The following is a 26,931-nucleotide window of genomic DNA, read 5'->3' on the forward strand; positions in this document are numbered from 1 at the left end:
GGAAAGTAGAAGCAAATATCCATCAGGGCCAGAGGAGTACCTCAATAACAGGCCGAATATATGGGTGCAATGAACTCTTCTCAAAGTCGATATTAAATATCTTGCAAACCGGATGGGTCCATATATGGTGAATGTCACTAATGCAGGAGCATTTAATGACCTTGCCTCAAAACCGCTAAACTCTCGCTGAGTGACTTAATGTTTATACTGATTGGTATAAGACCGCATTGGTTATTCGAAAATGCATCAAGATAAAGCTAACCCGTCTAAAGAGTTAGCTTTATTTTTCGCCCCACATTGGTTAATATTTAAACATAACTTTTAGCGGGTAATATTATGTTAGTGGTGACCAACTATCCCAACGTGCCGATTGCAACATCTAATGCTGCAACCGATTCTGCGCGCACGGATAGCCAACAGCGACCACCGATTATCCCGCCTCAGCAGCCAACCAAAGGCCACGAAGAACGTGCTTTTAATCCGCAGCATGAACGCACAGCCGATCAAACACAGACCCAAGCTAAGCTTCGCGAGTCGGTGCAAGAAAAACAGCAGGGTCAGTCTCAACAAGAGCAATCTGGCCAACAAAAGCACAAACAGAGCTCAGCACTCAACCTAAAACAGCTTCTTAGCCAGCGCGGTCCACTCAAACGCAGCGATATAAAAATCCCAGAGCAAACGGTAGCCAGCCGCGAGGTGAAAAGCGACAACAAGCCAAGCTTGCCTAATGAAACATTGCAGTTTTACCAAGATTTTGGTGTGAGGATTGAAGCTTTTTACTACCAGCGCACTGAACCGAGTAGTCCTCCGGACTTTTTAGAAACCGCATAAAAAAACCGACAAACTCAGTTGTCGGTTTTTTTGTGTCTCGATTAACGCTGATTACTTTTTAAGTTTAGCGAAAGCGTCGGCAAAGGCATTACCCATTGCGGCATTAGCCTGCTGCTTTGGTTTGTGAGTCTTTTGCTGTGGACGTTGATTAGCGCCTTTATTAGGGCTACCTTTGTTTTGGTGGTTTGCTGGACGCGGTGCGCTCTTAGGTGCATCACCAGCTTTATCATCGAGACGCATACTTAGGCCAATACGGCGACGCTCAGCATCAACTTCCATCACCTTAACTTTCACGATATCGCCGGCTTTAACCACTTTATGTGGGTCGTCGATAAACTTGTCGGTCATCGATGAGATATGCACTAAACCATCTTGATGCACACCCACATCAACAAAAGCACCGAAGTTAGTCACGTTGGTGACCACACCTTCTAAAATCATATCCAGCTTAAGATCTTTAATCTCTTCAACGCCCTCTTTAAAGGTGGCGGTCTTAAACTCACCACGAGGATCGCGTCCAGGCTTATCCAGCTCAGCAAGAATGTCGGTTACTGTAGGTAGACCAAACTCGCTAGTAATAAAGTCTTTTGCTTCAAGCGCATTAAGTAGCTCTGTATTACCGATAATTTCTGCAACTGACACACCTTTTGCCGTCGCAATAGACTCTACCAATGAATAAGCTTCTGGATGCACTGAAGAGCTATCGAGTGGGTTATCGCCCTCTGTAATACGTAAGAACCCCGCAGCCTGCTCATAGGCTTTAGGCCCTAGACGTGCCACCTTAAGCAAGGCTTTACGGTTATTGAAACGACCTTGCTCGTCGCGGTGTGTCACAATATTTCGTGCTAGAGTTTTATTAAGACCCGCAACCTGCGCAAGTAACGCAGCAGACGCCATATTCACATCAACACCTACACCGTTTACACAGTCTTCGACAACGGCCTCAAGCGAGCTTGATAACTGACTCTGGCTCACATCGTGTTGATACTGACCCACACCTATCGCCTTTGGCTCAATCTTCACTAGCTCGGCCAATGGATCTTGCAGACGACGTGCAATCGATACCGCGCCGCGGATCGAAACATCAATATTTGGAAATTCTTCAGAGGCTAGCTCAGATGCTGAATACACAGAAGCACCTGCTTCACTAACCATGATTTTGGTCAGTTTAGGTAACTCAGCCTTTACTTGGCTAATTAAGTCGGCCGCAAGTTTGTCTGTTTCACGTGAGGCTGTACCATTACCAATAGCAATCAGCTCAACCTTATGCATCTTCACTAGGTTAGCCAAGGTTCTTACCGACTTGTCCCACTGATTCTGTGGAGCATGTGGGAAAATAGTGGTGTGTGCCATCAGCTTACCGGTGTCGTTGACGATAGCCACTTTAACACCGGAGCGTAGACCCGGATCTAAACCTAGTGTCGCTTTCGCGCCAGCAGGAGCTGCCATCAACAGGTCGCCTAAGTTGCGGGCAAATACTTTAATCGCTTCTTGCTCTGCGCTATCGCGGGTACGGCCAAGAAACTCAGTTTCCATCTGCAGCGCAACCTTCACCTTCCAAGTCGCCGCCACCACGGTTTTTAACCAAGTGTCTACTGCGCCATCGCCCAAGCCTAGCTTAAAGTGATCGATAATAATCACTTCACAGTAACTCGCCTGCTTAGCTTCCTGATCAGGATCGGCGTTAATACTTAGGCTTAGCGCGCCTTCGTTGCGACCACGCAACATCGCCAACGCGCGATGAGATGGCACTCTTGCAAGCTTTTCGGAATGCTCGAAGTAATCTCTAAACTTGGCGCCCTCTTTCTCTTTACCTTTAACCATACGGCTCTCAAGCACTGCATTTTGCTCTACTTGAGTACGGATTTTTTGCAGCAATTCGGCGTCTTCAGCGAAACGCTCCATCAAGATAAAGCGCGCACCATCGAGTACCGCCTTGGCATCGGCAAAGCCAGCCTCGGCATTGATATATTCAAGAGCCGCCGCGTCGCAATCAACCTGACGGTTTGCCAGCAGATAATCGGCCAAAGGCTCGATACCGGCTTCAATGGCGATAAGACCTTTAGTACGACGTTTAGGCTTGTAAGGTAAATAAAGATCTTCTAGGCGCGTCTTGCTATCTGCAGCATTGATTGCCGCTTTCAACTCAGGAGTTAACTTACTCTGGGCTTCAATGCTCGACAAAATCACGTTACGACGATCATTTAGATCGCGCAGATAGCCTAAACGGCTGTAAAGAGTACGCAATTGCGCGTCATCTAAGCCACCAGTGGCTTCTTTACGGTAACGTGCGATAAATGGCACAGTTGCGCCATCGTCGAGTAATGAAATGGTATCGATAACTTGTTGCTGACGAACATTAAGTTCCTCAGCGATGAGCTGTGCAATATTTTGCATAAATAGAGGTCGAGCCTAGTTAATAAAGGATATTGCGCCAAAGATACCACAGCCCATGGATTTGGTTAATCCACAAATAGGGTATTTTGTCGCAGAGCCGACCAGAGAAGAAGTGAGCAGCCTAAGACTGCCGTTAAGAAAAGGGTTAAAGGCCTATTCAAAACCTTGATAGGATATACGATTGATATACCAAACCTGTTCACCTGTCGGCGTCTTAATCACGGCTTCGTCATCAACTTCTTTCTTCAGTAAACCGCGGGCCATTGGCGAGTCGATAGAGATATAGTCTTTACGTCCAAAAATCTCATCATACCCAACAATCTTAAACGCTAGCTTGTTGCCGTCATCATTTTCAATTTCAACCCAGGCGCCAAAAAAAACCTTGCCCTCTTGCGCCGGTGAATAGTCAACAACTTGTACATTTTCTAGCGTCTTACGCAAATAACGGACTCTACGGTCTATTTCACGCAGCTTTCGCTTGTTGAAGGTATAATCAGCATTCTCGCTGCGATCACCTAAACTAGCAGCCCAACTCACAATTTTAGTGATCTCAGGACGATGTTCGCGCCAAAGGTAGTTCAATTCTTTTTGCAGTTTCTCGAAACCTTCACGAGTGACGATTGCGGTTCTCATAGCTTCTACTTTTTAAAGGGGGGATAAAAATTCATGGGCAAAAATAATAGCATAAATCCAGCAAAGCTTAGCTAAAAGCTATTGCGCTTATCGAGCCGGTAGCACGCTATGCCAATTTACTTACAATTTAAGCTAACCAACAATTAAGCATTAAATTTGCTTATATTCAAAAACTTAGGTCAAAGAGTCTTATGTTCAAGATGGGGCTTAGTGGCATTAGTAAAAATGCCTGCTAGTCATTAACATATTAAAACAGCTATATTAGAATGAATCACATTCAATATCAGCTATTTGCCTACTAATAAAGAGTTGGCCGCCGAGTTAAAAGGACCTTAAGCATGGGACAAGAAACCTCAAAAATTCTCGTCGTCGACGATGATATGAGACTACGCGCATTATTAGAACGTTACCTGATGGAGCAAGGTTATCAAGTACGTAGCGCCGCCAATGCCGAACAGATGGACCGCCTACTCGAGCGTGAAAACTTTCACCTATTAGTACTCGATCTTATGCTTCCCGGTGAAGACGGCCTCTCTATCTGTCGCCGACTGCGTCAAACTGGCAACCCAATCCCTATCGTGATGCTGACAGCCAAAGGCGATGAAGTAGATAGAATTATCGGTCTTGAGTTAGGTGCTGATGACTACTTACCAAAGCCCTTTAATCCACGAGAGTTATTAGCCCGTATTAAAGCCGTTATGCGTCGTCAAACACCCGACGTGCCTGGTGCACCAACTCAGCAAGAAGAAGAGATTACTTTTGGTGAATATTCTCTAAATCTTGCCACCCGTGAAATGCATCATGGCGAAGAGAGTATCGCATTGACGAGTGGTGAATTTGCCGTGTTAAAAGTGCTTGTCAGCCACCCAAGAGAGCCTCTTTCACGTGATAAGTTGATGAATCTGGCACGTGGCCGTGATTACTCTGCGCTGGAGCGCTCGATTGACGTACAAGTTTCACGCCTACGCCGACTCATTGAAAAAGATGCCGCCAACCCACGCTATATTCAAACCGTGTGGGGATTAGGCTATGTGTTTGTGCCTGACGGCCAGTCACGTAAATAGATAAGCTTTTTAACTAGATGTCGATAAACAGACGATGGTGGCAGCGCTTACTGCCACGCAGTTCCTTCAGCCAAACCGTAATGTTGATTGGCTGTTTGCTGCTAACTAACCAGCTGGTGTCATACATCTCTGTTGCCGTTTATTTCATTAAGCCCAGCTATCAGCAAATAAACCAGTTGATAGCAAGACAAGTAAAATTGCTGTTCGTCGATGGGGTCGATATCGGCCGCGAACACCTCACCATGGTTGACGCACTTAACGCAAAAGTGCGCGATGACACCATGCAGTTTTATAACCAAAAGCAAGCTCGAATAGCGGGCATTGATCGCGCAACCTACTACAATTTTTTATCTTCGCAAATGTCTGAATACTTAGGTGGCGAAGCCGAGGTCCGAATCGCTCAAGGTGAAGAGTTTGAGATCTGGATCCGCCCACCTCAGGCACCATCAATCTGGATTAAAGTGCCATTAACAGGCCTCAACGAAAAAAATCTTTCACCGCTGACGTTATATTTAATGGTTATTGGCGCGTTAAGTGTGGCCGGTGGATGGTGGTTTGCCCGCCAGCAAAACCGCCCGCTAAGGCGATTACAAAAAGCTGCCATTGCCGTATCTCGTGGTGACTACCCTAAACCGCTGCCATTAAGTGGCTCGACAGAAATTGTCGAGGTGACCAACACCTTTAACCAGATGTCTCACAGCATGAAACAACTGGAGCAAGATAGAGCCCTGTTGATGGCCGGGATCTCCCACGATCTTCGCACCCCTCTTACACGCATCCGACTCGCATCAGAGATGATGGTCGATGAAGATCAATATCTGAAAGATGGCATAGTCAGCGATATTGAAGATATGGACGCCATCATCAATCAGTTCATCTCTTATATCAGGCAAGATCAAGAAGGCACCCGCGAACTCGAGCAGATCAACGATTTAATTCAAGACGTGATTCAAGCTGAGTCTAACCGCGAAGGCAACATTGATTCAGAGCTCACTGAATGCCCAAGCGTGCCGATGCAGGGCATCGCCGTTAAACGCGTACTCAGCAATCTAGTCGAAAATGCCTACCGCTACGGTAATGGATGGGTACGCATTAATTCACAATTTAACGGCAAGTATGTTGGTTTTAGTGTTGAAGATAATGGCCCAGGGATTGACGAAGAACAGATCCCAAAACTGTTCCAACCTTTTACCCAAGGCGATACCGCTCGCGGCAGTGTCGGTTCAGGCTTAGGGCTTGCCATTATCAAACGTATTGTCGATAGGCACCAAGGCAAGGTGATCCTCACCAATCGCAGCGAAGGTGGATTACATGCTCAAGTTTGGTTACCGATTGAATAGTTATCCCCTGAATGAGTTTTGTTCAAGTCATTTCAATTAAGGGCTTAGCTGTAATTTTAGTGTAACGAAAAAGCCATACTCTAGCGCCATCTCAAGTATTTGGCGTGTAAGATGAAAATCTCAACTCTCTCCCTTTCGGCCTCAATTACACTGTTATTGATTGCGGCGTTACTGGCCTCAGTCGTGTTCTGGAGCAACGACAAGCGCCAGACCATCGAGCAACAGACCCTACAACTGCAACAGATCCAACAGAGTTTTTTAGTCGAGATAAGGCGTGAACTCGATAGCTATTTATCCAGCGGAGACAGCAGTAAGCTTAAGGCTGCCAAAGTTAAACTTGAGCATATGCAGGAGCAAATAGCCTCACTAGCCGATTTAAAAACCAAACATCTACAGCAAGTGGTCGGAACTTTTACCCAAGCATTAGATGGTGAGTATCGAGCGGCTGGAAAGTTAGCAGGCAACCCGAGGCAGCTATTATCTCACGCCGAATCAGAGATGTTAGATTACAACGCTCGTTTAGCCGATTACGCCATTATAGGCTTAGGCGAACACCCTGCACTCGCTGATCAATACTTAAGGTTAACCAGAGTGTTACCTCCGCTAGTCTATAGCTTGTCACAGATAAGTGACGGTTACCTTGTCGGCAAAGAGCAACGGCTCAAGTCCATATTAAAGAGTCAAATAGCAGAATTAGAAGAATGGAATGCTCAGCTCGACTCCCTTGCATTAATTGGTATCTATGAGGTACTTGAAGCAGATGAGTTTGCCCTTGGCGAAGATGAACCAGAAACCATAGAGATAGGTGAAGATGCGCGAGCGGAACTCCTTAGCCTAAGTAAACGCTACAGTAAAGAGATCGATAATACTCACGCGCTGATCATTGAGAACCAACAATCACAACTATCATTAATTCAAGATGTTAGCGTTATAGAGCAACAGTTATTAGCCCTAGGTGCTCAGCAGCAAGAGCAGAATGTACTCCTGAAACAGGGATTGATGTTTGCCATCTACACCATGGTTACCATCTTAATTATTTTTGCCGCCACTTACCTCATTTTATTACAGCAATGGGTAGTTAATCCGCTCAAGCAACTTAACAGAGCATTTCATAAACTCACCGAATCAAACAGTCGTGAACGTATCCCTATTCTCAGGCGCTGCGAAACAGGGCAAATAGCCAATTATTTTAATCAGCTACTCAATCGTTTTGAAAAAGAAGATGAGTTACAACGACAACAGATGACACAAGTTTCTGACTCGCTGAGCCAACTAGTGAATCGCATTGGTCATATTTCTGCAAGCACAGAGCAAACTCAGCAAGTCGTGCTAACCGCGCAGCAGCAGACTGAGCACATCCGCTCCTTAGCCAAAGAAGTATGTGACACCTCTGAGAAAGTTGAACAAAGCGCTCTGCAAACGCAACTGCAGATGCAGCAGAGCCAACAAGAAGCCCAGGCAGTTCTCGATGCGACCGACGAGACTCGCTCTGCCGTAGACCATTGTCATCAAGCCTTAACCAGTCTATCGACCTCAGTTGCCGATGTGTCACAAATCATCGATGTTATCGGAAATATTGCCGAACAAACGAATCTACTGGCACTAAATGCAGCTATCGAAGCGGCCAGAGCGGGAGAACAGGGGCGAGGGTTTGCCGTGGTGGCAGAGGAGGTGCGCAACCTTTCACAGCGCACTCAAGTATCTCTGCAAGAGATTATGGATATACTCAATCAACTCACTCAAGCCAACAACGACTTAGACTCCAGAGTGGAAGGGATTAAAGATGCTACCCAAGTACAGAAATCCCGCGCCAACAGCCTATGGCAAGTCGCCCAAAGCGTGCAGACACAAGCCAGTGAAATGGCGATTACCGCTCAACAAGGCGCCCAACATACTCAACAGCAAGTCCGACATTTAGATGACTTTGCCACTGCGATGATAAGCCTTAAAAATCACGCCAAGGCAGCATCAGATCAAAGTGAAATCATTGCACAGGAAGTGCAACAAAGTGTTGATAGTATAGAGATAAGCTTAGGGATTAAAGCTGCTTAATAAAAAAGAGCCATGCGGCCCTCTTTTACTTAAAGCAGTCCTACTTAAAGTGCTGCTAAAATCGCTTCAGCCGTGCTCACCTCAAAAGATTTCGGCGCTTCAATATTTAGCGTCGTCACTACACCATTATCTACCACCATGGCATAACGCTGAGAGCGCACTCCACCAAATGCAGCTGTGTCCATCTCTAGTCCCAGCGCTTTAGTAAAGCTGGCATCACCGTCAGCTAACATCATTAGCTCAGCTGCATTTTGAGTTTCACCCCAAGCTTTCATCACAAAAGCGTCGTTTACCGAAACACAAGCTATCAAGTCTACGCCCTTAGCTTTAAGTTGATCAGCGAATACGATAAAACCTGGCAGATGTGCTTCAGAGCAAGTTGGTGTAAATGCACCCGGCACAGCAAACAGTACCACTTTCTTAGCGGTAAATAGCTCAGCGACATCATGGTTAACCATGCCATCTTTAGTCAGCTCAGCGAGTGTGCCTGCAGGTAGTTTTTGGCCTTGTTCAATCATCAGATTATCCCTTCTTTATATAGCTAAGTTGAAAACAGTTGCCTAATCCTAGTTGAATTAACACCAAATAAACACTGATAGGAAGCAGGGGTATAGCGACATTAACCTCCACCCTAGCCTATGAATTTGGAATAACACTAAACCATATGTTCCCTTTCAACCCAGCTCTACCACATCAACACTGCAAAATGCTATTATTGGCATTAGCTAGACTTTAGTTTTAACTCTATAAAACTCATTGCGAGTTAACGATTTAATCAATATAGTTGCGCACTTTTTAAGCCTCTGTTTAAGGTCAGATAATCATGTCATTGCCAAAAGATGAACTCCCTATCGATAACAACCAACAACCAAGCGAGTCAGAATATGAAGCGCCTGAGTTATCTATGGTTGAAGTGAGCCAATCGGTTGAGCAACTGACTAATGCAGAAGGTGAAGAGCAAGCTGAGCTTTTCGATGAGATGCTAGAAGAGGCAGAGTCTGGTACCGTCGCGCTATTGCTAGAATCATTACCGCTAGATGAGCGTTACGAGCGTTGGTTGCAGGTTGATACTGACGAGCGCATTGCTGTACTAGACTTGATGCGCGCCGATCCGCGTAACGGCATTCTAGATGAGATGCCGGAACCTGAACTCGACCTATTATTCTCGCAGATTTCACCTGAAGACTTGATTGAGTGGAGTGACACTTTATCTGACGCGATGACCGAGCGCGCACTGTCACAAATGGGCGAGCGCCAACGTCAGCACTATGATCGCTATGACCAATACTCTGAAAATGAGATTGGCCGTTATGCTGAGCATCAATTCTTAGCGCTAAATCTGACTTCTACCGTGTCACAAGCCCAGCGTTTTTTCCGCCGGATCAAACTCGACTGTAATGACCATGTATTTTTGCTCGATGATGACGATAAATATATTGGTAGTGTACGCCGCCACGATGTATTTCGCGCCGCGCCCGAAAGCACTTTAGAAAGCTTACTCTGGGAAGACAGTCGCTCAATTCTTGCTGATTCTAGCTTGATTGAAGCCGCTGAAGCGATTGAGCACAGTAACGAATTAGAAATTGCGGTTGTTGATGCCAACGGCATCATGATTGGCCGTATGACGCTGCGCACCGCCACCGCTCTGGTGCGTGAACATTATGAAGCCCAGTTAATGGCTACCGCGGGTATGGACGAGGACGACGATTTGTTCGCGCCTATTACCGTAGGTGCTCGTCGCCGTGCTGTCTGGCTGGGGATTAACTTACTCACTGCCTTTTTAGCCTCGGCCACCATTGGCTTGTTTGAAAATGTGCTTGAAAAAGTGGTCGCTCTGGCGGTTCTGATGCCAATTGTAGCGTCCATGGGTGGCATCGCAGGTAGTCAGTCACTCACCTTGATGATCCGCGGCATGGCCATGGGACAGATCTCCTCGGGTAACGTCATATCACTACTCAAGAACGAACTTGGCATAGGCATATTAAATGGCGTGTTGTGGGCTATCGTAATTGGTTTGATTGCCGGATGGTGGTTTAGTGATCCGATTATCGGCACCGTAATCGGTGCAGCCATTTTGATTAATATGGCGGTGGCGGCCATTGCCGGTGTCATGGTGCCGATGATCTTGCAAAAGATGAATCAAGACGCTGCGCTGTCAGGCTCCGTGATATTAACCACGGTTACTGACGTAGTGGGCTTCTTCTGCTTCTTAGGTTTAGCTTCAGTACTGTACTTATACTAACGACTGTTACTAGCTGCTGTATTTTACCAAGCGCAGAAACAACAAAGCCTAGCTAAACAGCTAGGCTTTCCTTAATTTTTTCGATTGAAAAACCATAAGTAAACAAAGCCTTGAGTGATCAGGCCCATAAATGTACTTGGCTACTCGACTCTTAGCTGATTATCTTGCCGTACTAATCTCACTGGCAGCCCTAGTTTCACTAAATGATTGAGAATGAATCGCCCTCCCCACGCCCAACCGCTTAATGATATGAGATTAGTATCCACTCCAATCAGCTTTATATCACCGTCGATATATAAACGCGGTGGGCCTACATCTTCCGCCCCTGCTTGAACATCAGCCCAGCTGATGTGAGCCATTTCAGCGCGTAATATCTTTCTCGAATCGTGACCATTTACGCCCGGAGTTAACAACCAAAGCTCCTCTTTAGTTACACAAACCGCCTTAAAGGAGCGAGATTTAACCTCACTATAAAAGCAAAATACATAAGCCAAACAAGGTAAAGCGAGCATGATAAACATAATGACCATCATAAAGATCACTCCCCAATCTGACATAGATTCAGTTCGATAAATGACATCACCGAATTTGCTCCGATAACGGCCTATCGGAAACATAAACTTAAACAAGCTAGGCAGCCAAAAAACGTAAACGTATAGGCCAGCAAGTCCAAAGCAAAATGACTTGATACCATCACGCCACGACTTTTTAGTCATAGTGTATCCCGGCGTCATCGGCAAATGCTTATTTAGCTGTGTAATGATAGCCTTTGCATCATCACCTTCGAATGGGTCTTCTTCTAGATAGATAGTGCCAACAAACACAAGTTCCCGCTGTTTAGCTTCGTTTTGCTCCACTTCTCCAGCTGCAGGCTGCGGTAATATTTCAGCGGGCTGTTTTACTAAATAGATATCAAACCTTTGCAGTAGCAAACACTTAGACTGCTTGTTCTCGAGCAGAAAATACTTCTCAGCCAAGGGTAAAACAAACTCATCTTGGCCATGCAACCGTCTGTAAACCAATACAGATAGGCATATTTGATATGCCACAACACCAACCATTACCATGGTGATATTCGCCAAAGCATAGATATTGCTCACAGCGGCAATCGCTATCGAAAAACCAAAGACCCATTTATCAAGGCCAGACATTCGCGCCGACTTTGATACCCGTAATGAACCATCTTTAAGGTAAATATGCTGGCGTAGCTTAGGTTTAAAAGCAAAACTGACAATAACGTAAACCGTGACTAAACCAGTCAACACTATCGAGAAAGACTGAGCATCATAAAAGCAAGAGCAAATCAGTAACCCTAAACCGATAACTAGGGATGCTTTTTGATAAATACTTCGAGTAAATGGTGTTAATACTGCGTCTTGAATACTAGCCGTTCTGTTCACTTATTCTTCTCACATTAATCCCGCCGCTTGCTGTATTGCTTCTGCTGCAGACTCAAGTGCTTTGAATATAAGCATTATTTTTTATGTTCTCATAGTGTCAGCTAAACAATAATGCTTAACTGTTATCTAGCGCATGAATGACCTGACAATAAAAAGCCCCTTATTAGCTAATCTAACAAGAGGCAATCTTTACGGAAATTGGCAGATTCGAGTGTTATCAAATGCCAAAACGTTACGCTTTATTTCATCTAAACTAAGCCGTCATCGCCGCTTTCACATATACATCGAAGCGGTTTTTCTTAGTAGCGATCACCATGCTAGGTTTTGCGCCATCTAAGTCGTCGGCATAATCAGGGCGCTTAACCACGACGCGCTTTGTGGCGAGTGCCATAGCCGGTGCTAATAGGCCGTCAGCATCAAGATCGGCGCCAACTAAAGACTGAAACACACGCATCTCTTTTTTCACTAACGCGGATTTTTCACGATGCGGATACATAGGGTCGAGATACACCACATCCACTTCGGTATTTGACGCTTTAGCAGCATCAGCTAACGAATCAATACTTGAGCCATGAAACAAACTCATACGCTCACGCATCCAATCGCCAATTTCAGCATCTTCATAGGCGCGGCGCAAGCCATCTTCTAATAGTGCAGCCACAATAGGATGACGCTCAACCATCAGCACTTTACAGCCCAAGCTTGCCAGTACAAATGCATCGCGTCCTAGACCCGCTGTACCATCAACCACGGTAGGCATAACACCTTGCTTAAGGCCGACCGCTTTAGCGATTGATTGACCACGACCACCACCAAATTTGCGCCGATGGGCCACTGCGCCAGACACAAAGTCTACCGAAATGCCTTTTAATTTAGGCTCATCACGTTTGATTAATGTCAGTACATCGTCTTCAAATACCAATTCAAATTCTGCATCGGGATCGTAAACAAGCCCCCAGCGTTCACTGGCGGATTCGATTGTTGGGTAATGGCGATTAAAGAAAATGCTGGTCACAATTAGGCTCTAGTTAGAAATACTGACACTGTGATGATACCACTACACATGCGGAAACTATATCTACCACTTTAACCTCTAACAGTGATTTCAGAGGTATTTTGAACAATTATGCACCTCAAAACTCCTCAAAACGGCTCAAATCAACTGAAAAGCACCTAAAAACCTTCAAGATAACTATAAATAGGTATTTGTTCACATCCTAGTCAATCTGCATCAGGCACACTTTTTGCGCCATTGATAAATCAACTGGCTCTAAAAAGAAAATAAGCAGGGTAAAAATGATGATGACTCCAAAAACCTTTAATAAAAAGCTGTGCTATGCCACGCTTCTTGCTGCATGCTCAATGGGCATGACAGCCTGTTCTGGTGATGATGGTAAAGACGGCGAAGATGGCCAACCAGGCGGCAATACCACCACTCAAGCTGAAGTGCTGACACTAACGCTAACAAACACCGCTATTACCGATAATGTGCTGAGTATCGACTTCAGCGCCGAGAACGAACTGGCTATTCCGGTAATCAAAATTGCCGCGATTAAAGTCAATGCTGCGCAGCTATTGCCGCAAATTGAAGGCGAGCGTTCACAATGGCAAAAGCTAGCAGGTGAAACCTGTTCTCCAGCTAAAGGCTGCGAAGGTACCTTAGTTGACAATATGGACGGTAGCTACCGCTACACCATGAATGCCCCACTATCTATGGGCGGCGTAAGCCATAACGGCGACTTTACCCAACGCGTACTATTTAGCGTACTAGCAACCGATAATGTTCCAGCAACTGAAGTTACCTCTGACTTTAAAGTTGATGGCAGCGAAGTCACTGATAACCGCGGCATCATCGACGGTAGCTCATGTTTAAGCTGTCATGATGATATCGCCTCAATTAAACACGGCGGCGCTAACATTGAAAACTGCGCAAGTTGCCACACTAGCAACAATATGGACAACCCAGCTATGGTTTGGCCTGTATTAGCACATACCGCGCATATTGGCATTACCCCACAAGCACTAGGCAACTGTGCTAGCTGTCATGCTAAAGAAGTGAGCGAAACTGAGCTGCAAGCCACGAACTGGAATTTAGTACCGACCCGTGAAACCTGCTCTAGCTGTCACGACATGACAACCAACCCAGTTTACGACCACAGTACTCAACCAGATAATGGCAGCTGTTTGACCTGTCACTCGCCAGAAAATACTTATGAGGTACATTTAAGTAAGTCAGAAAAAGCCGTTGCTGAAGATGAGCGCAACATCGTTAACGTTAGCTTAGAAACCGCCAAGCTTGTTGAGCAAGACGGTGAGCATTATGCTGAAATCAGCTTTGCACTAATCGATCGCCAAGGCGAGCGCATTAGCGTGGCTAACAACAACCCTGCCGATGCTGATTGGATTAAGAACCTACAGCTATATGTTAACTGGGGCACCTCAGTCGACTTCACCACCAGCCGTGGTTACAGCATTTTCGTTAAGAGTAACAAGAAAGACATTACTCAAGATGGCAGTGTTAACACACCAGCTGGCGAACGTGAGCGTACACCGCTACATGGCTCACAAGACAATGTGTTTACTTACCTAATGGGCCCAATTGTTACTCAAGACGCTATCTCAGGCGACTTAATTGATGATGCAGGCTTTATCACTAACCGCTTTATTTACTGCTTCGATAGCGCACAAAACTTAGTGAGCTGTGACCAAGCCGGTCACACTAAAAATGCAGAAGCGAACAAGCGTTGGTTCTTTGATAAAAATGGCCTAACCGATGCACCAGAAGCTAAGCGCCCTGTAATTGTGAGCAACAAAACTTGTGGTACATGCCACGGTTACGATGAGTTTAACGATAACACTGAGCTAGCTTGTCGTAGCTGCCATAGCCGCAAAACAGAGATCAACAAAGAGCTGGCCGATACCACTTGTTTCTCTGGTCACGACCATGATGAGTTAGGCGAACATATTCGTCCGTTTGAAGAGCGCGCTATGATGCCAGGCGGCAAGCCAGGTTTCTTAAGCTCTACCGCTGATATCGTTGACCCATGTCTGGCATGCCATAACCCGAACACGCCACCGACTCAGGCTATTCGTGAAATGCACACTAAACCAAGCGACTGGGATTATGTTGAGCAGTTAACCGTAAGTCACCCAGATCACAAGGTATGGATGCACTCACTGCACACTAATCAACGTGCCACTCAAGACCGTGAAAATGGTGTGCGTAATATCGAGTTCCCAGCAGACAAAGCAAACTGTTACCGCTGTCACGAAGGTGACACCTTTGGCGTTGACCGTTTAACCGCTGTTGGTCGCCCATTAGCACTAGACTTGGACTACGATCCAGATTCACGTGCTCACCCAGCAACCGATATCACGGTTGATGCCTACACTTCACCTGTTTCGGCAACTTGTTACGCTTGTCATGCTAAGCAAGAAGACGCTAACGGTAAGATGGTAATCAACAAAGCCGTACGCGCCCATATGGAGCAAAACGGTGGTCGATTTGGCGTTGCTGCCAACGAGCTACAAGTTGAAGCGTGCGCCGTTTGTCACTCACTAGACAACCTTAAACAGGTACATAACCTTTAAGGTACAACCCAAAAGTAATTGATGTCCCTGCAAAAGATATCAAGCAGCCCAACGTTTTACGTTGGGCTGCAACTTTTGTACCCATAAAAATTACGCCACTATTAATCCGTAAAAGAGCTTACCTAAATTAAGTGTTTTTATGAATAAATGGACTTTCTCACGCCGCAACAATAGTTGAGCTAGCCTGCAAGGTCGCCATAAATCAGGAAGTCGATCAAAGTTTACAGGCTTAGATTTCCACCACAATGAACCTCAGAATATACTCAATTTGATATCTGTTTTATTAGAGAATGCCAGTGCAACTAACGTCAACGCTAAGCTTAAACGTGGTTCAGCAACATCTATTTGATGCTGAAGACTCGTCACGTATCGAACTCAGCTTCGCCGAGACTGCGGTGCTACAACTGATGCTCAAGCATCAAGGCACCCTAATTACCCGAGAAGCCCTACTAGAAGCTGGCTGGCACGACAGAGTCGTTTCAGCATCGTCACTACAACAGTGCATTAGCGTGCTCAGAAAAAAGCTAGTTAACTATCCAGAAGTCGAGCTAAAAACCATTCCAAGGCACGGCTATGTGCTGCACCTTGCAACGCAAAACCAAAGTAACCATCGCTTTAAAAAGCCAACAGCGGCACTGCTATTTGCCATAGCGGTTATCGCCTCCGTTATCTTGCTCAGTTACGCTTATCTTAACCATCATCAAGCGCCTTATAACGAGAACTTAGTACACAGTAAACTCAGTAACGTCAGTGGCAATGTCCGAGTGTTTACAGCCGCCGACCAAGTGCAGTTGTCGGCCGACATAGCTAATAAACGCCTTGCTAACCAAATAAGTAACGAACCCAATTGGCAAGCGCCATTCACTAGTTTTAGTAGCTTTGCACTGCTTAGCGACAAGATGGACAGCTTTGCTATTTGCCCTGACTACCAACAAGATCAATGCAGCGGCAACCAGCTGATCAATATCAGTAGCGAAACCGCACATGGTAGCCAACTAGAGTTATCTGATTTTCTAACCACTAAGATCAGGATGGAGCAGAAGACCTATAACAAGTTAGACCTACCAGAGCTTAAAAAGCATCAAGGCGATTTAAAAGAGCAGATTTATCATGGCGATCTGTACTTCTCGATTGATGATCACCGCTTAGTTCGCAGCGACATACGTATTTCACTGGTTGATCTAGCACCTGATAGCGGCATATTTTACTTCGCAGCCTGCATCACAGATGAAGACTGCTACACCACACCGATCCGTTACGAGATCCGTGGTCAATTTAAGCGAACAACTGAAAAGTGGCAGCAGCGCAGAGTTGAGCGGTTTGATATTGAAGTCAGTAAAACCAGCCTTTCATCGCCTAATGCATTGTCTGATACCGCGCAAATCATCTATTTGGCCCTAAGAAAACAGCATTTAACCCAAGAACAGTTAAGCTTCTACCGCGTCTATCAAGACGATGGCACCGCCATTTGGCAACTGCCGTTAGTAAATGACAATATTATGTGGATGCAGCGGCAAACCCTTAAGTTGTAAGCGGCTATTTGCGCTAACCTGCAGTCAAATAACCGCTTTGGCTGCTTTCCCGCCTCTCGATTAGCACTGAGTTCTGCACATCCGTACGGTTTGGGTATATAATCAGCGTTCTTTCCATCTTTGGTTTTAAACGCAATGTTAAGTTATCGTCACGGCTACCACGCAGGCAATTATGCCGATGTTCTCAAGCACGCAATTTTGCTACAAGTGCTTAAACTCATGCACAAAAAAGATAAGCCAATGGCTTATATCGACACCCATGCAGGTGCTGGCGGTTATGCGTTAACTGACGAGTTTTCAAAGAAAACCGGCGAATACCTAGATGGCGTAGCCAGACTATGGGAAAGAACCGACTTACCAGAATCTTTAGTGCAGTACATTGAAGATGTAAAACACTTCAATCAGGGCAAACAAGAGTTAGAGTTCTACCCAGGCTCACCTGCTTTTGTTGATATGAACATGCGTGAGAAAGACCGCATGGTATTACACGAGCTACACGGCACCGACTTTTTAACCTTGGACGAGCAGTTTAGCGGCGATCGCGCTGTACGCGTTATCAAGGGCGATGGTCTTAAAGGCCTAATTGCAGCCGTACCACCGCTTGAGCGTCGCGGCGTGGTTTTGATTGACCCAAGTTACGAAATCAAAACAGACTACCAAGATGTAGCCAAAGCGATTATTAAAGCGCATAAGCGTTTTTCTACCGGCGTATTTATGCTGTGGTATCCGGTTGTTGATCGCGACCAAACTGAAGGCATGCTTAAATTATTAGCTGAAAGCGGCATTAAAAACCAGTTACGTATCGAGCAAGCAATCAAGCCTGATAGCAATGAATTCGGTATGACAGCAGCAGGCCTGTGGATAATCAACCCACCATGGCAGCTAGATACTACCGCCAAAGAGATGCTAGATTATTTAGAGCGCCGCATCGGCCATAACGGTGGCAAGACAACCGTTAAGCAGGAAGTGCCGGAATAAAGAAAAAGCTGAGACGAGGTCGGGCTTCGCCCTGCGAGACGTGACTTCGTCACTTCTAGGAAAAGCTAAGAAAGGTTCGAGGTCCTAGGCCGTAGGAAAAACTAAGACGGTTACAGCCGGGTAAGGCCGGAAAAGCAAAAAAGTAAAAGATAACAATGTGCCTGTTTTTGCTTGTATAGCAGGACGAAGTCCGCTCTAGCAGCGAAGCGTCCTCGCAGGTGCGTAGCACCGTCCTAGTACCTTTTTTATAAGTGAGCCTGCGAACGTCCTAGAAACGAGCTTGCGAGTGCCCTATCTTAAATGTTGGCGTCCTCGTAGGTGCGTAGCACCGTCCTAGCAGTGAGCCTGCGAACGCCCTAGTACCTGATGCCTATAAACACTCTTCATCATCGTTAACCTGACGTGTAAACACGCCCAAAATGGCATTGATGATCCCCACCTCAGTATCTCTATTATTCGCTGATGCTTCCGAACTGCCACCAATCACTTGTCGCTGTTCTCTTTGCTCCGCATTACCATGTGCGCCACTGACAAAATCACAGCCAGCATTTGCCACTGAGTTTGATGAACACCCTGCACTGTTTAACACCAGTAAAATCAACAACACAAACGAATTCCGTTTCATAGCTTCCCTTTTTAATGACTGCATTATCAAACATTAACACTTTGCAGTGATTAGATTCTAGGTTCGAATAAAAACTAAGACGAGGACGGGCTTCGCCCTGCGAGAGCGTGACTGCGTCACTTCTAGGAAAAGCTAAGATAGATTCGAGGTCCTAGGGAAAGCTAAGACGGTAAAGCAAAAAGATGTAGAGCTGTTATCTTTAAGCTTTTCCTAGTAGCCAACTTGTTGGCGTCCTCGTAGGTGCGTAGCACCGTCCTAGCAGTGAGCCTGCGAACGCCCTAGTACCTTCTTTATTATCATTGCAACACCGAATGCAACTCATCAAATAGCCAGTGCATCACTGGGCCTATTTGTTTATCGCGGCGATTCACCACGCCCATCTCCACCAGTAATGGCTCGGTAATATACTCGCTTGAAAGCTCTTTTAAATCTTCAATGTACCATTCTGATTTAGCCACATGCTCAGGCACTAATGCCCAGCCTACGCCCTGCAACACCAGAGCGACGATGTAATAGTAGCTGTCGATATACCAATAATTTGCCGACAAAGGCGGTATTTGCGACTGGCCAGTAATATCGCAAATGGCCAGCTGCCGGTATTGCATTAACTCCTCTAAGGTTGGCGCAGGGTTAGACGCTAATGCATGAGTCGGCGCTACGACTAAGCTCTGCTTGAACTGGCCTATTGACATAAAATCGAGCGAGTCAGGTAGTAATGTCGAGGTGTGGAATAAAATGCCTATATCTGCGCGCCCTGCATCCACCCATGCTGCAATATCCTCTTGGGAGCCATTGATAATAGTGAGTTTAAGCAATGGATATTGAGTCGATATACGCTGAAACAGCGCCTCAAAAGCGGTAACAGGTACCGCTTCATCCATAGCTACGGTAAGGCTTATCTCCTCACCCGAGGTTATTGTCATCGCCCGCGCATTAAGGCGTTGGCACTGAGCCAGAACTGACTGCGCCTCAATAAACATCTCTTCGCCAAGCGTAGTGAGCACTGGAAGCCTTGCGCTGCGGTCAAACAGCTCAAAGCCTAAGCCAGCCTCTAAGTTACTAATTGCAGTACTAATACGTGACTGCGCTTTACCCATTTTGCGCGCCGCCGCAGAAAACGAGCCTAGCTTTACCGAATTTACAAAGGCGTTAAGCTCATCAATTGTCCAATTCATACTCAGCCTATTTAAATACCCGCTCAACACCTATCTCAAAAACAGATATCAACCAACTTTATTCAATCTTAAATACAGAGTAACTTGCCCAGCTTTATTGTTCAATATTGATATTCCCATGTTAGATCCAAGCATCGAAAACACTCAGGCTCAGTCAATTAGCCGTACATTCTGGCGTTATACCTTGCCAGCCATTGCAGCCATGCTGGTTAACGGTTTATACCAAATCGTTGACGGTATTTTCATTGGTCATTACATAGGTTTCGAGGGGCTCGCGGCTATAAATATGGCCTGGCCAGTGATCTACTTTATGGTGGGTTTCGGCATCATGGTGGGCATGGGTAGTGGCAGCTTATTGTCGATTCAACGCGGTAAAGGTGACACCCGCGCTGCCGCGACGATTCTAACCAGTAGCTTAGTCATCATGCTTGCCTTAGCTGGCGTATCGACTGCGATTTTATCAGTATTCAGTGACTTCTTTCTTATCGCTCAAGGCGGTGCGGGCAACACCTTAGTGATGGCGCAAGATTATATCGGCGTGTTTACCTGGGGCACTGCAATTACTGTAATAGCTTCAGCTATCCCTTTGCTTATCAGAAATGATGAAAGCCCAAACATTGCCACAGGATTGATGGTACTGGGCGCATGTATCAATATTTTGCTCGATTACTTGTTAATTGGTGTATTTAACTTTGGATTATTGGGCGCTTCAATTGCCACCATTAGTGCACAGGCGGTTGTCTGTCTTTTAGGCCTTTTTTACTTTTGTTCTCGATTAAGCAGCATTAACTGGTCAGCAAAATTTAGCTGGTTTAACGCTGCCTTTGGCAAGCAAATCGTGCTGTTAGGCTCTTCAAGCTTATTTATGTATTTGTACACTAGCTTTGTATTTGCCCTGCATAACCGATTATTCACCGAATATGGTACGCCGCTTACCGTTGGCGCCTTCGCCATTGTTGGCTACTTAATGGTGCTGTATTACTTAGTTGCTGAAGGTGTGGCCGAAGGTATGCAACCACCTGTGAGCTATTACTATGGCGCAGAGCAGCATAAAAACATTAACAAGATGCTTAAGCTGTCGGTAAAGGTGACTTTGATTGCAGGGACCTGCTGGGTACTACTGCTGAATCTATTACCAGAAACCATGGTCGGACTGTTTAATAACGATGATCCCTTGCTAATTGCCACCGCAATTGATGGTATCAAAATGCATCTGTTTGCTATGCCGTTAGATGGTTTTATTGCGCTTTCGTCGGTGTACTTTATGGCGACGAATCAAGGTGTGAAGGCGCTGGTCATCGCCTGCGGCAATATGCTAATTCAGCTACCATTCCTCTATTTTCTACCTAAGGTTATGGGAGTAGAAGGTGTGTGGATGGCGATGCCACTCTCCAACATCGCACTGTGCCTTATCGTAGTGCCTATGGTATGGCTTGATGTGCAGTCGAGAAAAAAACAGTCGACAGAGCAGCAAGATAAACAGCTAACGAGCGATGCAGCCATTACTACGGCGCTCGTGAGTTAAGACTTCAAGCCTTCAAGCCTTGCGGTAACGTTTTAGCAAGATCTGCACTCGTTCTACATAGGCTTGGGTCTCTGCAAAAGGTGGGACGCCATTATATTGGTCCACCCTTGATGCTCCGGCGTTATAAGCGGCGCAGGCCAAGACAATATCGCCATTAAAACGTTTTAATAGCTGGGCTAGATATCGACTACCCGCCAGAATATTTTGCTCTGGGTGAAAAGCATCACTCACCCCCAGCTCATTAGCCGTGGCGGGCATCAGTTGCATTAACCCTTGCGCACCAGTCTTAGAAACCGCCTTAGGCTTAAAAGCTGATTCTGCATGAATAACCGCTCGAATGAGTGCCGCCTCTATGCGGTACTCTCGTGCTGCCATGGCAATTTGCTGCTGATATTGGGAGGTAAATAGCGGTATAGCGCTCCAGTTAATATTAGACTGCGGTTTACAGGCATAACAATCAAAAAGAAGTACCTGATAATGTCCTTGCTCTGGGGCTGAGTCGGAAAAAGCGAGCCCCCCGTCAGCAGTGATGTAGTGATACACCTTTTCACCTTGCCCAGAAACGACTGCAGAGCCTTGAGAAGGCTTGTGCCCTACATTATTGGAGGCCGTTTTACCCAGCACACTCTTATTTGACGGCTTGGCAACAAAATGAGGCTTCCCTGTATCTGCGGCTGCTGCCACTGAGATATATAGCAAACTGAACAACATTCCTTGCTTAATCATAATCCAGTCGAACGCTCCAATTGCAATACATCAACGATAGCAAATAACTGCTTCATCTCTTTGTTTATCTGACTAAATTCATACTCAAATGTCGCCGGCTTAAATATCGACGCCATCTCAAAGCGATTATCTTTGCTACCAAGCATGATCAGCAACTTATTACGATAGAAAGCACACTGTATCTTATTGCCAAAACTGGCTGACAGCTCCTGCAGTCGCTCCATAAAAGTCACAGTTAGCAAATAGCGCGCTTCAATTTGATCGGTAGAAAATACATCAAACTGCTTCTCAAAAATAGGATCTTCGAGCTTCACCCGCTCTAGCCCCTTAAAGGAATCCGATAAGAAGTTAACCAAGCCACCGCGGGTCTTAACGACTACAGTATGGCCACGAAAGTCTTTATGGCTACTGAGCTCAATCATCACCCCTTTAAACACGGTCACAGTGTCGGTCGACTTGTCACGCCTTACCTGTTTAGTTAGCTGCAACTCATTGATGGCAATTTCAATATTTTTGTAGGTGCCCTGCACATAATCGTCAAAGCTAGCAGATTCATAATAAGGCAGCAGCTTAGAGGCTTTCAGTGCGCTTAGGCTCATCTTATGCTCTTTGCAAAAGACAAAGTCATGACCAAAATACTTAAAAATGAGTGGATAAATCTTCTGCTTCACGTCGGTTTTATAATGCTTAATCGGCCTAAATACCCACCAAACAAAAGGCAATGCCAACAAGACTAAACCTATGAGGTAAACCATCAGAGGATCGGAAGTATTCAGATATGGCATAAACAGAAATGCCAAAGTTGCAATGGCAATATAGATGGCAGCGCACAGGTACAAGCGCTGGCGGCACGCCGTTAAACTGGCCACTCGGGCATTTTCAAACTTACTGGTGAGAGGCTCCAGATGCTGCCGATAATATTGCTTAAATTCATCTATCTCAGATGCAGGAGCAACGAGATTATTAGTGTTACGAATAGGCTTTATCGCTGCGCCAAACAGGAAGCTAAAGAAATTCATATTATGGCTAATTCACTCATTTGCAGTTTAGATACGAGTCGTTACCGCAATAACTCGTATTACGGTAATTAAGCTAATAAATTTAAGCTATTTTAGATATTCGGCAGCATCGACTGGGGCTTTAGAGCCCTCGTCAGCTTCATAGAAAGGCATCACCTTGACACTCGCCATAGAGGCAATGATAGAACCTGGGAAGATCTCTACGGCAGTATTCAGTTCAGACACTGCCGAGTTATAGAAACGACGCGCCGCAGACAGTTGAGCCTCTACTTCGTTGTAAGTCTGCATGGCTTGCAGCATGGTATTGTCAGACTTGAGTTCAGGATAGTTTTCAACCGTCACCATCAACTGTGACATTTTTTGATTCAGCTTTTCCGACGCCTCAAGGTGCGCCTTTACAGCCGTAGGATCGACATCGTTATAGCTTTTGGCTGCTAAAGCTCTTAACTCGGTGATTTCAGTCAGTAGAGACTTCTCATGATCCATGTACTTTTGTGCGATCTTAAGAATATTCGGCACTAGGTTAGCACGCTTCTTAAGCTGAACATCGATACCCGATAACGCTTCACGTCCCGCATTACGCTTCTTGATTAAACTGACATACCAAAGATAGGCAATTATCACCACTAAGCCCGATCCCAACAATAACCCTTCCATCCATGCTTCCTATTTATTATTTTTCTATAAAGCTCACTTCGTATTGGCTTACATTTCTGCGATTAAACCAGTGAAGCCATACCCTATTTACTTATCTCTCATACTGTTACTTATTTAGAAAACTAAATCCAGCCTGAACGCAGATTAAGCCGATATTATCTGCGTTACTTTTTAATCAGCGCAGCAAAGATATAGCCAAAATATTGAGAAAACCCCGGATCAAACAACAACTAATCGTACTCTAATTAAATAAAAACACTAAACAGCATATAAATACAGCCAGCGCTTACAAATCAGCCACAACAAAAATTATTAACTATATATATCAATAAATAAGTGCAGTTTTCACTGAGTGATTTTTTGAGCTAAGCAACATTCATCCTAAAGGCTTTTAGTAATAAAACCCCTAAAACAAGCAAACTTATTCACCCTTTTGATTAACTTTATCATTACTCATAAGTTTGTAGAGCTTTTAGGCTATTTCAGGCTTCTCTGCAGCCTTCTCTGGATAAATCTTGCACATTATTGATTCAGCTTAGATACAGTATTCCCTAGTTATAGTAATCACATATCTTAAGTAAGCGTTTAACCCAATCATCCCTTTTGGACTCATTTTAAATGAGTCCTTTTTTGCCTTTAAAATTGCAACTAACATTTTTATATTAGTTACTTACAGCACCTTAAAACTAGACTGAAGCAAGGTTAACAACTGTTAATCTAACTCCTTTTCTCCATTCAGCTTTGATACAGCTAACCCTAGTTATAGTAATCCCACTCCCAACGGAAACTGTTAATCAATCCCTTTTGGACTCATCCTATATGAGTCCTTTTTTTTGCCTGAAATTCATAGAAAACCTCAGTATCATTTCACCTCAAAAACCCTGCAAAGCCGCATTGGTACTCATGATGATGCTTTATCGTGTTATTAACAAATGGGCTGATTTAAGGTTTAATTAATTTTTCTTATCCATCATGCCACATTGACTTAACAAGAAGTGCTTATCAGTAGCTACTCTCGGCGTACACAAGTAGAATAAAAATAACAAAATAATAATTATAAGGAAGATCCTATGAGCTCCAACAATGGCGACAGCCTGCCCTTACCAGGTGATGTCCCTTCCGATCCTAATAATCAGCCAAGTGGTTGGTTTGTCCGCTTCCTTAACGTAGTTGAACGCCTAGGTAACTTACTGCCTCATCCTATTACGCTTTTTGCCATGTTCTGCGCTGCAGTTGTAGTGATTAGTGGAATCGCCGGTTACTTTGAATTAACCGTTGTCGATCCACGCCCAGAGGGCGCATCAGGCCGCAGTGCCGACGGACTTATTCACGTTGTCAGTTTAATGAATGCTGAAGGTTTGCGGATGATAGTCTCCAATTTGGTGACTAATTTTACCGGCTTCACTCCTCTTGGAACCGTACTTGTAGCCTTGTTAGGTGTAGGCATTGCCGATCGCTCAGGCTTATTGTCTGCTGCAATGCGTTTGCTGGTAATGGGCGCATCTAAGCGCTTAGTCACACTAACCTTGGTGTTTGCTGGTATCGTGTCGAACACCGCATCAGAGCTAGGCTATGTGGTATTAATTCCAATGGCGGCGATGATTTTTCACTCTTTAGGGCGTCATCCACTTGCAGGCCTTGCGGCGGCATTTGCCGGCGTATCGGGCGGTTACAGTGCTAACTTACTGCTGGGCACTGTCGATCCCTTACTATCAGGGATCACCGAAGCAGCAGCGCAAATGATCGATCCTGACTACTTAGTTGGCCCAGAAGTAAACTGGTACTTCATGTTCGTTTCCACCTTCTTAATTACTTTCCTAGGCGCCTTTGTTACCGAGAAAATCGTTGAGCCCAAGCTAGGTAAATATGACGCTAGCGAAGCAGCAATCGATCTTAGCGAACAGAAGATGGATACGGTTAGCGCGCTTGAAAAGAAAGGCCTAAAAATCGCAGGTCTGACGGTACTGGTGATGTCTGCAATTCTAGCATTAACCATTATTCCTGAAGGCGCACCACTTCGAAACCAAACAACTGGCTTAGTCGCTGGCTCGCCATTCCTTAAAGGAATTGTGGCGTTTATTTTTGTGTGTTTTGCCATTCCAGGTCTAGTTTACGGCCGCGTAGTTGGCAGCATGAAGCGCGATACCGATGTCATTAACGCCATGTCTAGCAGTATGAGTAGCATGGGCATGTATATCGTTTTAGTCTTCTTTGCCTCACAGTTTGTGGCTTTTTTTAAGTGGACTAACTTAGGTGCGGTATTAGCGGTATCTGGCGCAGATGCACTCAATGCCGTTGGCCTAACCGGGCCGTTAGTATTCGTGCTATTTATTATGATGTGTGGCTTTATCAACTTGATGCTAGGTAGTGCTTCAGCTCAGTGGGCTGTTAACGCACCTATCTTCGTACCTATGTTGATGCTAGTGGGTTACGCACCAGAAACCATTCAGGCGGCTTACCGAATAGGTGACTCTGTAACTAACTTGATTACGCCAATGATGAGTTACTTCGGCCTCATTTTAGCGGTAGCCTCCCAGTATAAGAAAAACCTAGGTATCGGTACGCTAGTCGCGACTATGCTGCCGTATTCAATCGTATTCTTTATCGGTTGGACCTGCTTCTTCTTTATCTGGGTATTCGTGATTGGCCTACCAGTAGGCCCAGGTGCAGCGACTTATTATACGCCTTAAAAGAAGGTCCTAGTTTCTAGGTAAAGCCAAGACGAGGTCGGGCTTCGCCCTGCGAGGCGTGACTTCGTCACTTCTAGGAAAAGATAAAAAAGATCGGTCCTAGGTGCGAGGTTCTAGGACCTAGGAAAACAACAATCAAAAGATTACAGGTGGCATAAGTCAGCTTTGGTCTTTGGTCTTTGGTCTTTGGTCTTAAGCTATTATCTTTTCCTAGTAGCCAACTTGTTGGCGTCCTCGCAGTGAGCGTGCGAACGTTCTAGAAACGAGCTTGCGAGTGCCCTATCTTTAAACGTTGGCGTCCTCGTAGGTGCGCAGCACCGTCCTAGCAGTGAGCCTGCGAACGTCCTAGTACCTATCTCCTAATAGTGAGCCCGTGAACGTCCTAGGCCCTAGCTACTAGTACCTATCTTTTACTAGCTTTATAGAAAAACAAAGCTATATTGACGATCTGACA

At 45.4% G+C, this 26,931-nt stretch carries 20 protein-coding genes; 10 read left to right on the plus strand and 10 right to left on the minus strand.

The genetic code is table 11. The annotated features are described in order from the left end of the window. Nucleotides 1–336 precede the first annotated feature (336 nt). On the plus strand, nt 337–831 hold the full coding sequence (locus K5Q73_RS18075; RefSeq protein ID WP_220765474.1) for a hypothetical protein: 495 nt from the start codon (nt 337–339) through the stop codon (nt 829–831). A gap of 51 nt (nt 832–882) precedes the next feature. Here the strand turns inward: K5Q73_RS18075 and K5Q73_RS18080 are convergent, their stop codons facing one another. Further along, on the minus strand, nt 883–3,228 hold the full coding sequence (locus tag K5Q73_RS18080; RefSeq protein ID WP_220765475.1) for a Tex family protein: 2,346 nt from the start codon (nt 3,226–3,228) through the stop codon (nt 883–885). Nucleotides 3,229–3,381: 153 nt separating this feature from the next. Further along, the gene (gene greB / locus K5Q73_RS18085) at nt 3,382–3,861 is read right to left on the minus strand and encodes a transcription elongation factor GreB (protein WP_012157206.1); all 480 of its coding nucleotides are present in this window, start codon (nt 3,859–3,861) and stop codon (nt 3,382–3,384) included. Between the two features lie 338 nt (nt 3,862–4,199). Between greB and ompR the strand changes: the two genes are divergently transcribed. From ompR to K5Q73_RS18100, 3 genes are all read left to right on the plus strand, one after another. Next, nucleotides 4,200–4,925, plus strand: coding sequence for a two-component system response regulator OmpR (ompR, locus tag K5Q73_RS18090; protein ID WP_220765476.1), 726 nt, complete (start codon nt 4,200–4,202; stop codon nt 4,923–4,925). Between the two features lie 17 nt (nt 4,926–4,942). After that, a complete protein-coding gene (envZ, locus tag K5Q73_RS18095) occupies nt 4,943–6,265 on the plus strand; it encodes a two-component system sensor histidine kinase EnvZ (RefSeq protein ID WP_374706883.1) in 1,323 nt (440 codons plus the stop codon). A 111-nt stretch (nt 6,266–6,376) separates the two neighbouring features. Beyond that, nucleotides 6,377–8,317 carry a methyl-accepting chemotaxis protein gene (locus K5Q73_RS18100; RefSeq protein WP_220765477.1) on the plus strand — a complete coding sequence of 647 codons (1,941 nt, stop codon included), beginning with the start codon at nt 6,377–6,379 and terminating at the stop codon, nt 8,315–8,317. Nucleotides 8,318–8,361: 44 nt separating this feature from the next. On the opposite strand, the gene K5Q73_RS18105 is transcribed toward K5Q73_RS18100, so the two are convergent. Beyond that, on the minus strand, nt 8,362–8,835 hold the full coding sequence (locus K5Q73_RS18105; protein ID WP_220765478.1) for a peroxiredoxin: 474 nt from the start codon (nt 8,833–8,835) through the stop codon (nt 8,362–8,364). 305 nt (nt 8,836–9,140) lie between these two features. Between K5Q73_RS18105 and K5Q73_RS18110 the strand changes: the two genes are divergently transcribed. Next, nucleotides 9,141–10,559 carry a magnesium transporter gene (locus tag K5Q73_RS18110; RefSeq protein WP_220765479.1) on the plus strand — a complete coding sequence of 473 codons (1,419 nt, stop codon included), beginning with the start codon at nt 9,141–9,143 and terminating at the stop codon, nt 10,557–10,559. 140 nt (nt 10,560–10,699) lie between these two features. On the opposite strand, the gene K5Q73_RS18115 is transcribed toward K5Q73_RS18110, so the two are convergent. Further along, nucleotides 10,700–11,959 (minus strand): hypothetical protein, encoded by a 1,260-nt coding sequence (locus K5Q73_RS18115; protein ID WP_220765480.1) that lies wholly within the window; start codon nt 11,957–11,959, stop codon nt 10,700–10,702. A gap of 253 nt (nt 11,960–12,212) precedes the next feature. Then, on the minus strand, nt 12,213–12,974 hold the full coding sequence (locus K5Q73_RS18120; RefSeq protein WP_220765481.1) for a class I SAM-dependent methyltransferase: 762 nt from the start codon (nt 12,972–12,974) through the stop codon (nt 12,213–12,215). Nucleotides 12,975–13,258: 284 nt separating this feature from the next. Between K5Q73_RS18120 and K5Q73_RS18125 the strand changes: the two genes are divergently transcribed. From K5Q73_RS18125 to K5Q73_RS18135, 3 genes are all read left to right on the plus strand, one after another. After that, nucleotides 13,259–15,550 (plus strand): cytochrome C, encoded by a 2,292-nt coding sequence (locus tag K5Q73_RS18125; protein WP_259650840.1) that lies wholly within the window; start codon nt 13,259–13,261, stop codon nt 15,548–15,550. 290 nt (nt 15,551–15,840) lie between these two features. Continuing rightward, complete coding sequence (locus tag K5Q73_RS18130) at nt 15,841–17,082, plus strand: helix-turn-helix domain-containing protein (RefSeq protein ID WP_220765483.1); 1,242 nt, start codon at nt 15,841–15,843, stop codon at nt 17,080–17,082. Nucleotides 17,083–17,217: 135 nt separating this feature from the next. Next, a complete protein-coding gene (locus K5Q73_RS18135) occupies nt 17,218–18,060 on the plus strand; it encodes a 23S rRNA (adenine(2030)-N(6))-methyltransferase RlmJ (protein ID WP_220765484.1) in 843 nt (280 codons plus the stop codon). A gap of 370 nt (nt 18,061–18,430) precedes the next feature. On the opposite strand, the gene K5Q73_RS18140 is transcribed toward K5Q73_RS18135, so the two are convergent. Together K5Q73_RS18140 and K5Q73_RS18145 are read right to left on the minus strand one after the other, a co-directional pair. Next, a complete protein-coding gene (locus K5Q73_RS18140) occupies nt 18,431–18,685 on the minus strand; it encodes a hypothetical protein (RefSeq protein WP_220765485.1) in 255 nt (84 codons plus the stop codon). A 296-nt stretch (nt 18,686–18,981) separates the two neighbouring features. Next, on the minus strand, nt 18,982–19,860 hold the full coding sequence (locus K5Q73_RS18145; protein WP_220765486.1) for a LysR family transcriptional regulator: 879 nt from the start codon (nt 19,858–19,860) through the stop codon (nt 18,982–18,984). Nucleotides 19,861–19,978: 118 nt separating this feature from the next. On the opposite strand from K5Q73_RS18145, the gene K5Q73_RS18150 reads away from it, so the two are divergent. Beyond that, nucleotides 19,979–21,385 (plus strand): MATE family efflux transporter, encoded by a 1,407-nt coding sequence (locus K5Q73_RS18150; RefSeq protein WP_220765487.1) that lies wholly within the window; start codon nt 19,979–19,981, stop codon nt 21,383–21,385. 12 nt (nt 21,386–21,397) lie between these two features. Here K5Q73_RS18150 and K5Q73_RS18155 read toward each other — a convergent pair whose 3' ends face one another. The 3 genes from K5Q73_RS18155 to K5Q73_RS18165 all read right to left on the minus strand — a co-directional run bounded on the left by K5Q73_RS18155 (nt 21,398) and on the right by K5Q73_RS18165 (nt 23,787). After that, the gene (locus tag K5Q73_RS18155; protein WP_220765488.1) at nt 21,398–22,111 is read right to left on the minus strand and encodes a lytic transglycosylase domain-containing protein; all 714 of its coding nucleotides are present in this window, start codon (nt 22,109–22,111) and stop codon (nt 21,398–21,400) included. Further along, nucleotides 22,108–23,130: a DUF3137 domain-containing protein gene (locus tag K5Q73_RS18160; protein ID WP_220765489.1), complete on the minus strand. Its 1,023-nt coding sequence runs from the start codon at nt 23,128–23,130 to the stop codon at nt 22,108–22,110. Before K5Q73_RS18160 ends, K5Q73_RS18155 begins: the two co-directional genes overlap by 4 nt. An 87-nt stretch (nt 23,131–23,217) precedes the next feature. Then, nucleotides 23,218–23,787, minus strand: a complete 570-nt coding sequence (locus K5Q73_RS18165; RefSeq protein WP_220765490.1) for a LemA family protein — start codon at nt 23,785–23,787, stop codon at nt 23,218–23,220. Nucleotides 23,788–24,857: 1,070 nt separating this feature from the next. Here K5Q73_RS18165 and K5Q73_RS18170 point away from each other — a divergent pair. After that, nucleotides 24,858–26,477, plus strand: coding sequence for an AbgT family transporter (locus K5Q73_RS18170; RefSeq protein ID WP_259650841.1), 1,620 nt, complete (start codon nt 24,858–24,860; stop codon nt 26,475–26,477). Nucleotides 26,478–26,931 lie beyond the last annotated feature (454 nt).

The organism is Shewanella sp. MBTL60-112-B2, assembly GCF_019655055.1.
In the GTDB taxonomy this organism is placed as follows: domain Bacteria; phylum Pseudomonadota; class Gammaproteobacteria; order Enterobacterales; family Shewanellaceae; genus Shewanella.

Coding starts and splice junctions, on each gene's coding strand:
- K5Q73_RS18075 (WP_220765474.1), top strand. CDS start 337: ATGTTAGTGGTGACCAACTATCCCAACGTGCCGATTGCAACATCTAAT.
- K5Q73_RS18080 (WP_220765475.1), bottom strand. CDS start 3,228: ATGCAAAATATTGCACAGCTCATCGCTGAGGAACTTAATGTTCGTCAG.
- greB (WP_012157206.1), bottom strand. CDS start 3,861: ATGAGAACCGCAATCGTCACTCGTGAAGGTTTCGAGAAACTGCAAAAA.
- ompR (WP_220765476.1), top strand. CDS start 4,200: ATGGGACAAGAAACCTCAAAAATTCTCGTCGTCGACGATGATATGAGA.
- envZ (WP_374706883.1), top strand. CDS start 4,943: ATGTCGATAAACAGACGATGGTGGCAGCGCTTACTGCCACGCAGTTCC.
- K5Q73_RS18100 (WP_220765477.1), top strand. CDS start 6,377: ATGAAAATCTCAACTCTCTCCCTTTCGGCCTCAATTACACTGTTATTG.
- K5Q73_RS18105 (WP_220765478.1), bottom strand. CDS start 8,835: ATGATTGAACAAGGCCAAAAACTACCTGCAGGCACACTCGCTGAGCTG.
- K5Q73_RS18110 (WP_220765479.1), top strand. CDS start 9,141: ATGTCATTGCCAAAAGATGAACTCCCTATCGATAACAACCAACAACCA.
- K5Q73_RS18125 (WP_259650840.1), top strand. CDS start 13,259: ATGATGACTCCAAAAACCTTTAATAAAAAGCTGTGCTATGCCACGCTT.
- K5Q73_RS18130 (WP_220765483.1), top strand. CDS start 15,841: ATGCCAGTGCAACTAACGTCAACGCTAAGCTTAAACGTGGTTCAGCAA.
- K5Q73_RS18135 (WP_220765484.1), top strand. CDS start 17,218: ATGTTAAGTTATCGTCACGGCTACCACGCAGGCAATTATGCCGATGTT.
- K5Q73_RS18140 (WP_220765485.1), bottom strand. CDS start 18,685: ATGAAACGGAATTCGTTTGTGTTGTTGATTTTACTGGTGTTAAACAGT.
- K5Q73_RS18145 (WP_220765486.1), bottom strand. CDS start 19,860: ATGAATTGGACAATTGATGAGCTTAACGCCTTTGTAAATTCGGTAAAG.
- K5Q73_RS18150 (WP_220765487.1), top strand. CDS start 19,979: ATGTTAGATCCAAGCATCGAAAACACTCAGGCTCAGTCAATTAGCCGT.
- K5Q73_RS18155 (WP_220765488.1), bottom strand. CDS start 22,111: ATGATTAAGCAAGGAATGTTGTTCAGTTTGCTATATATCTCAGTGGCA.
- K5Q73_RS18160 (WP_220765489.1), bottom strand. CDS start 23,130: ATGAATTTCTTTAGCTTCCTGTTTGGCGCAGCGATAAAGCCTATTCGT.
- K5Q73_RS18165 (WP_220765490.1), bottom strand. CDS start 23,787: ATGGAAGGGTTATTGTTGGGATCGGGCTTAGTGGTGATAATTGCCTAT.
- K5Q73_RS18170 (WP_259650841.1), top strand. CDS start 24,858: ATGAGCTCCAACAATGGCGACAGCCTGCCCTTACCAGGTGATGTCCCT.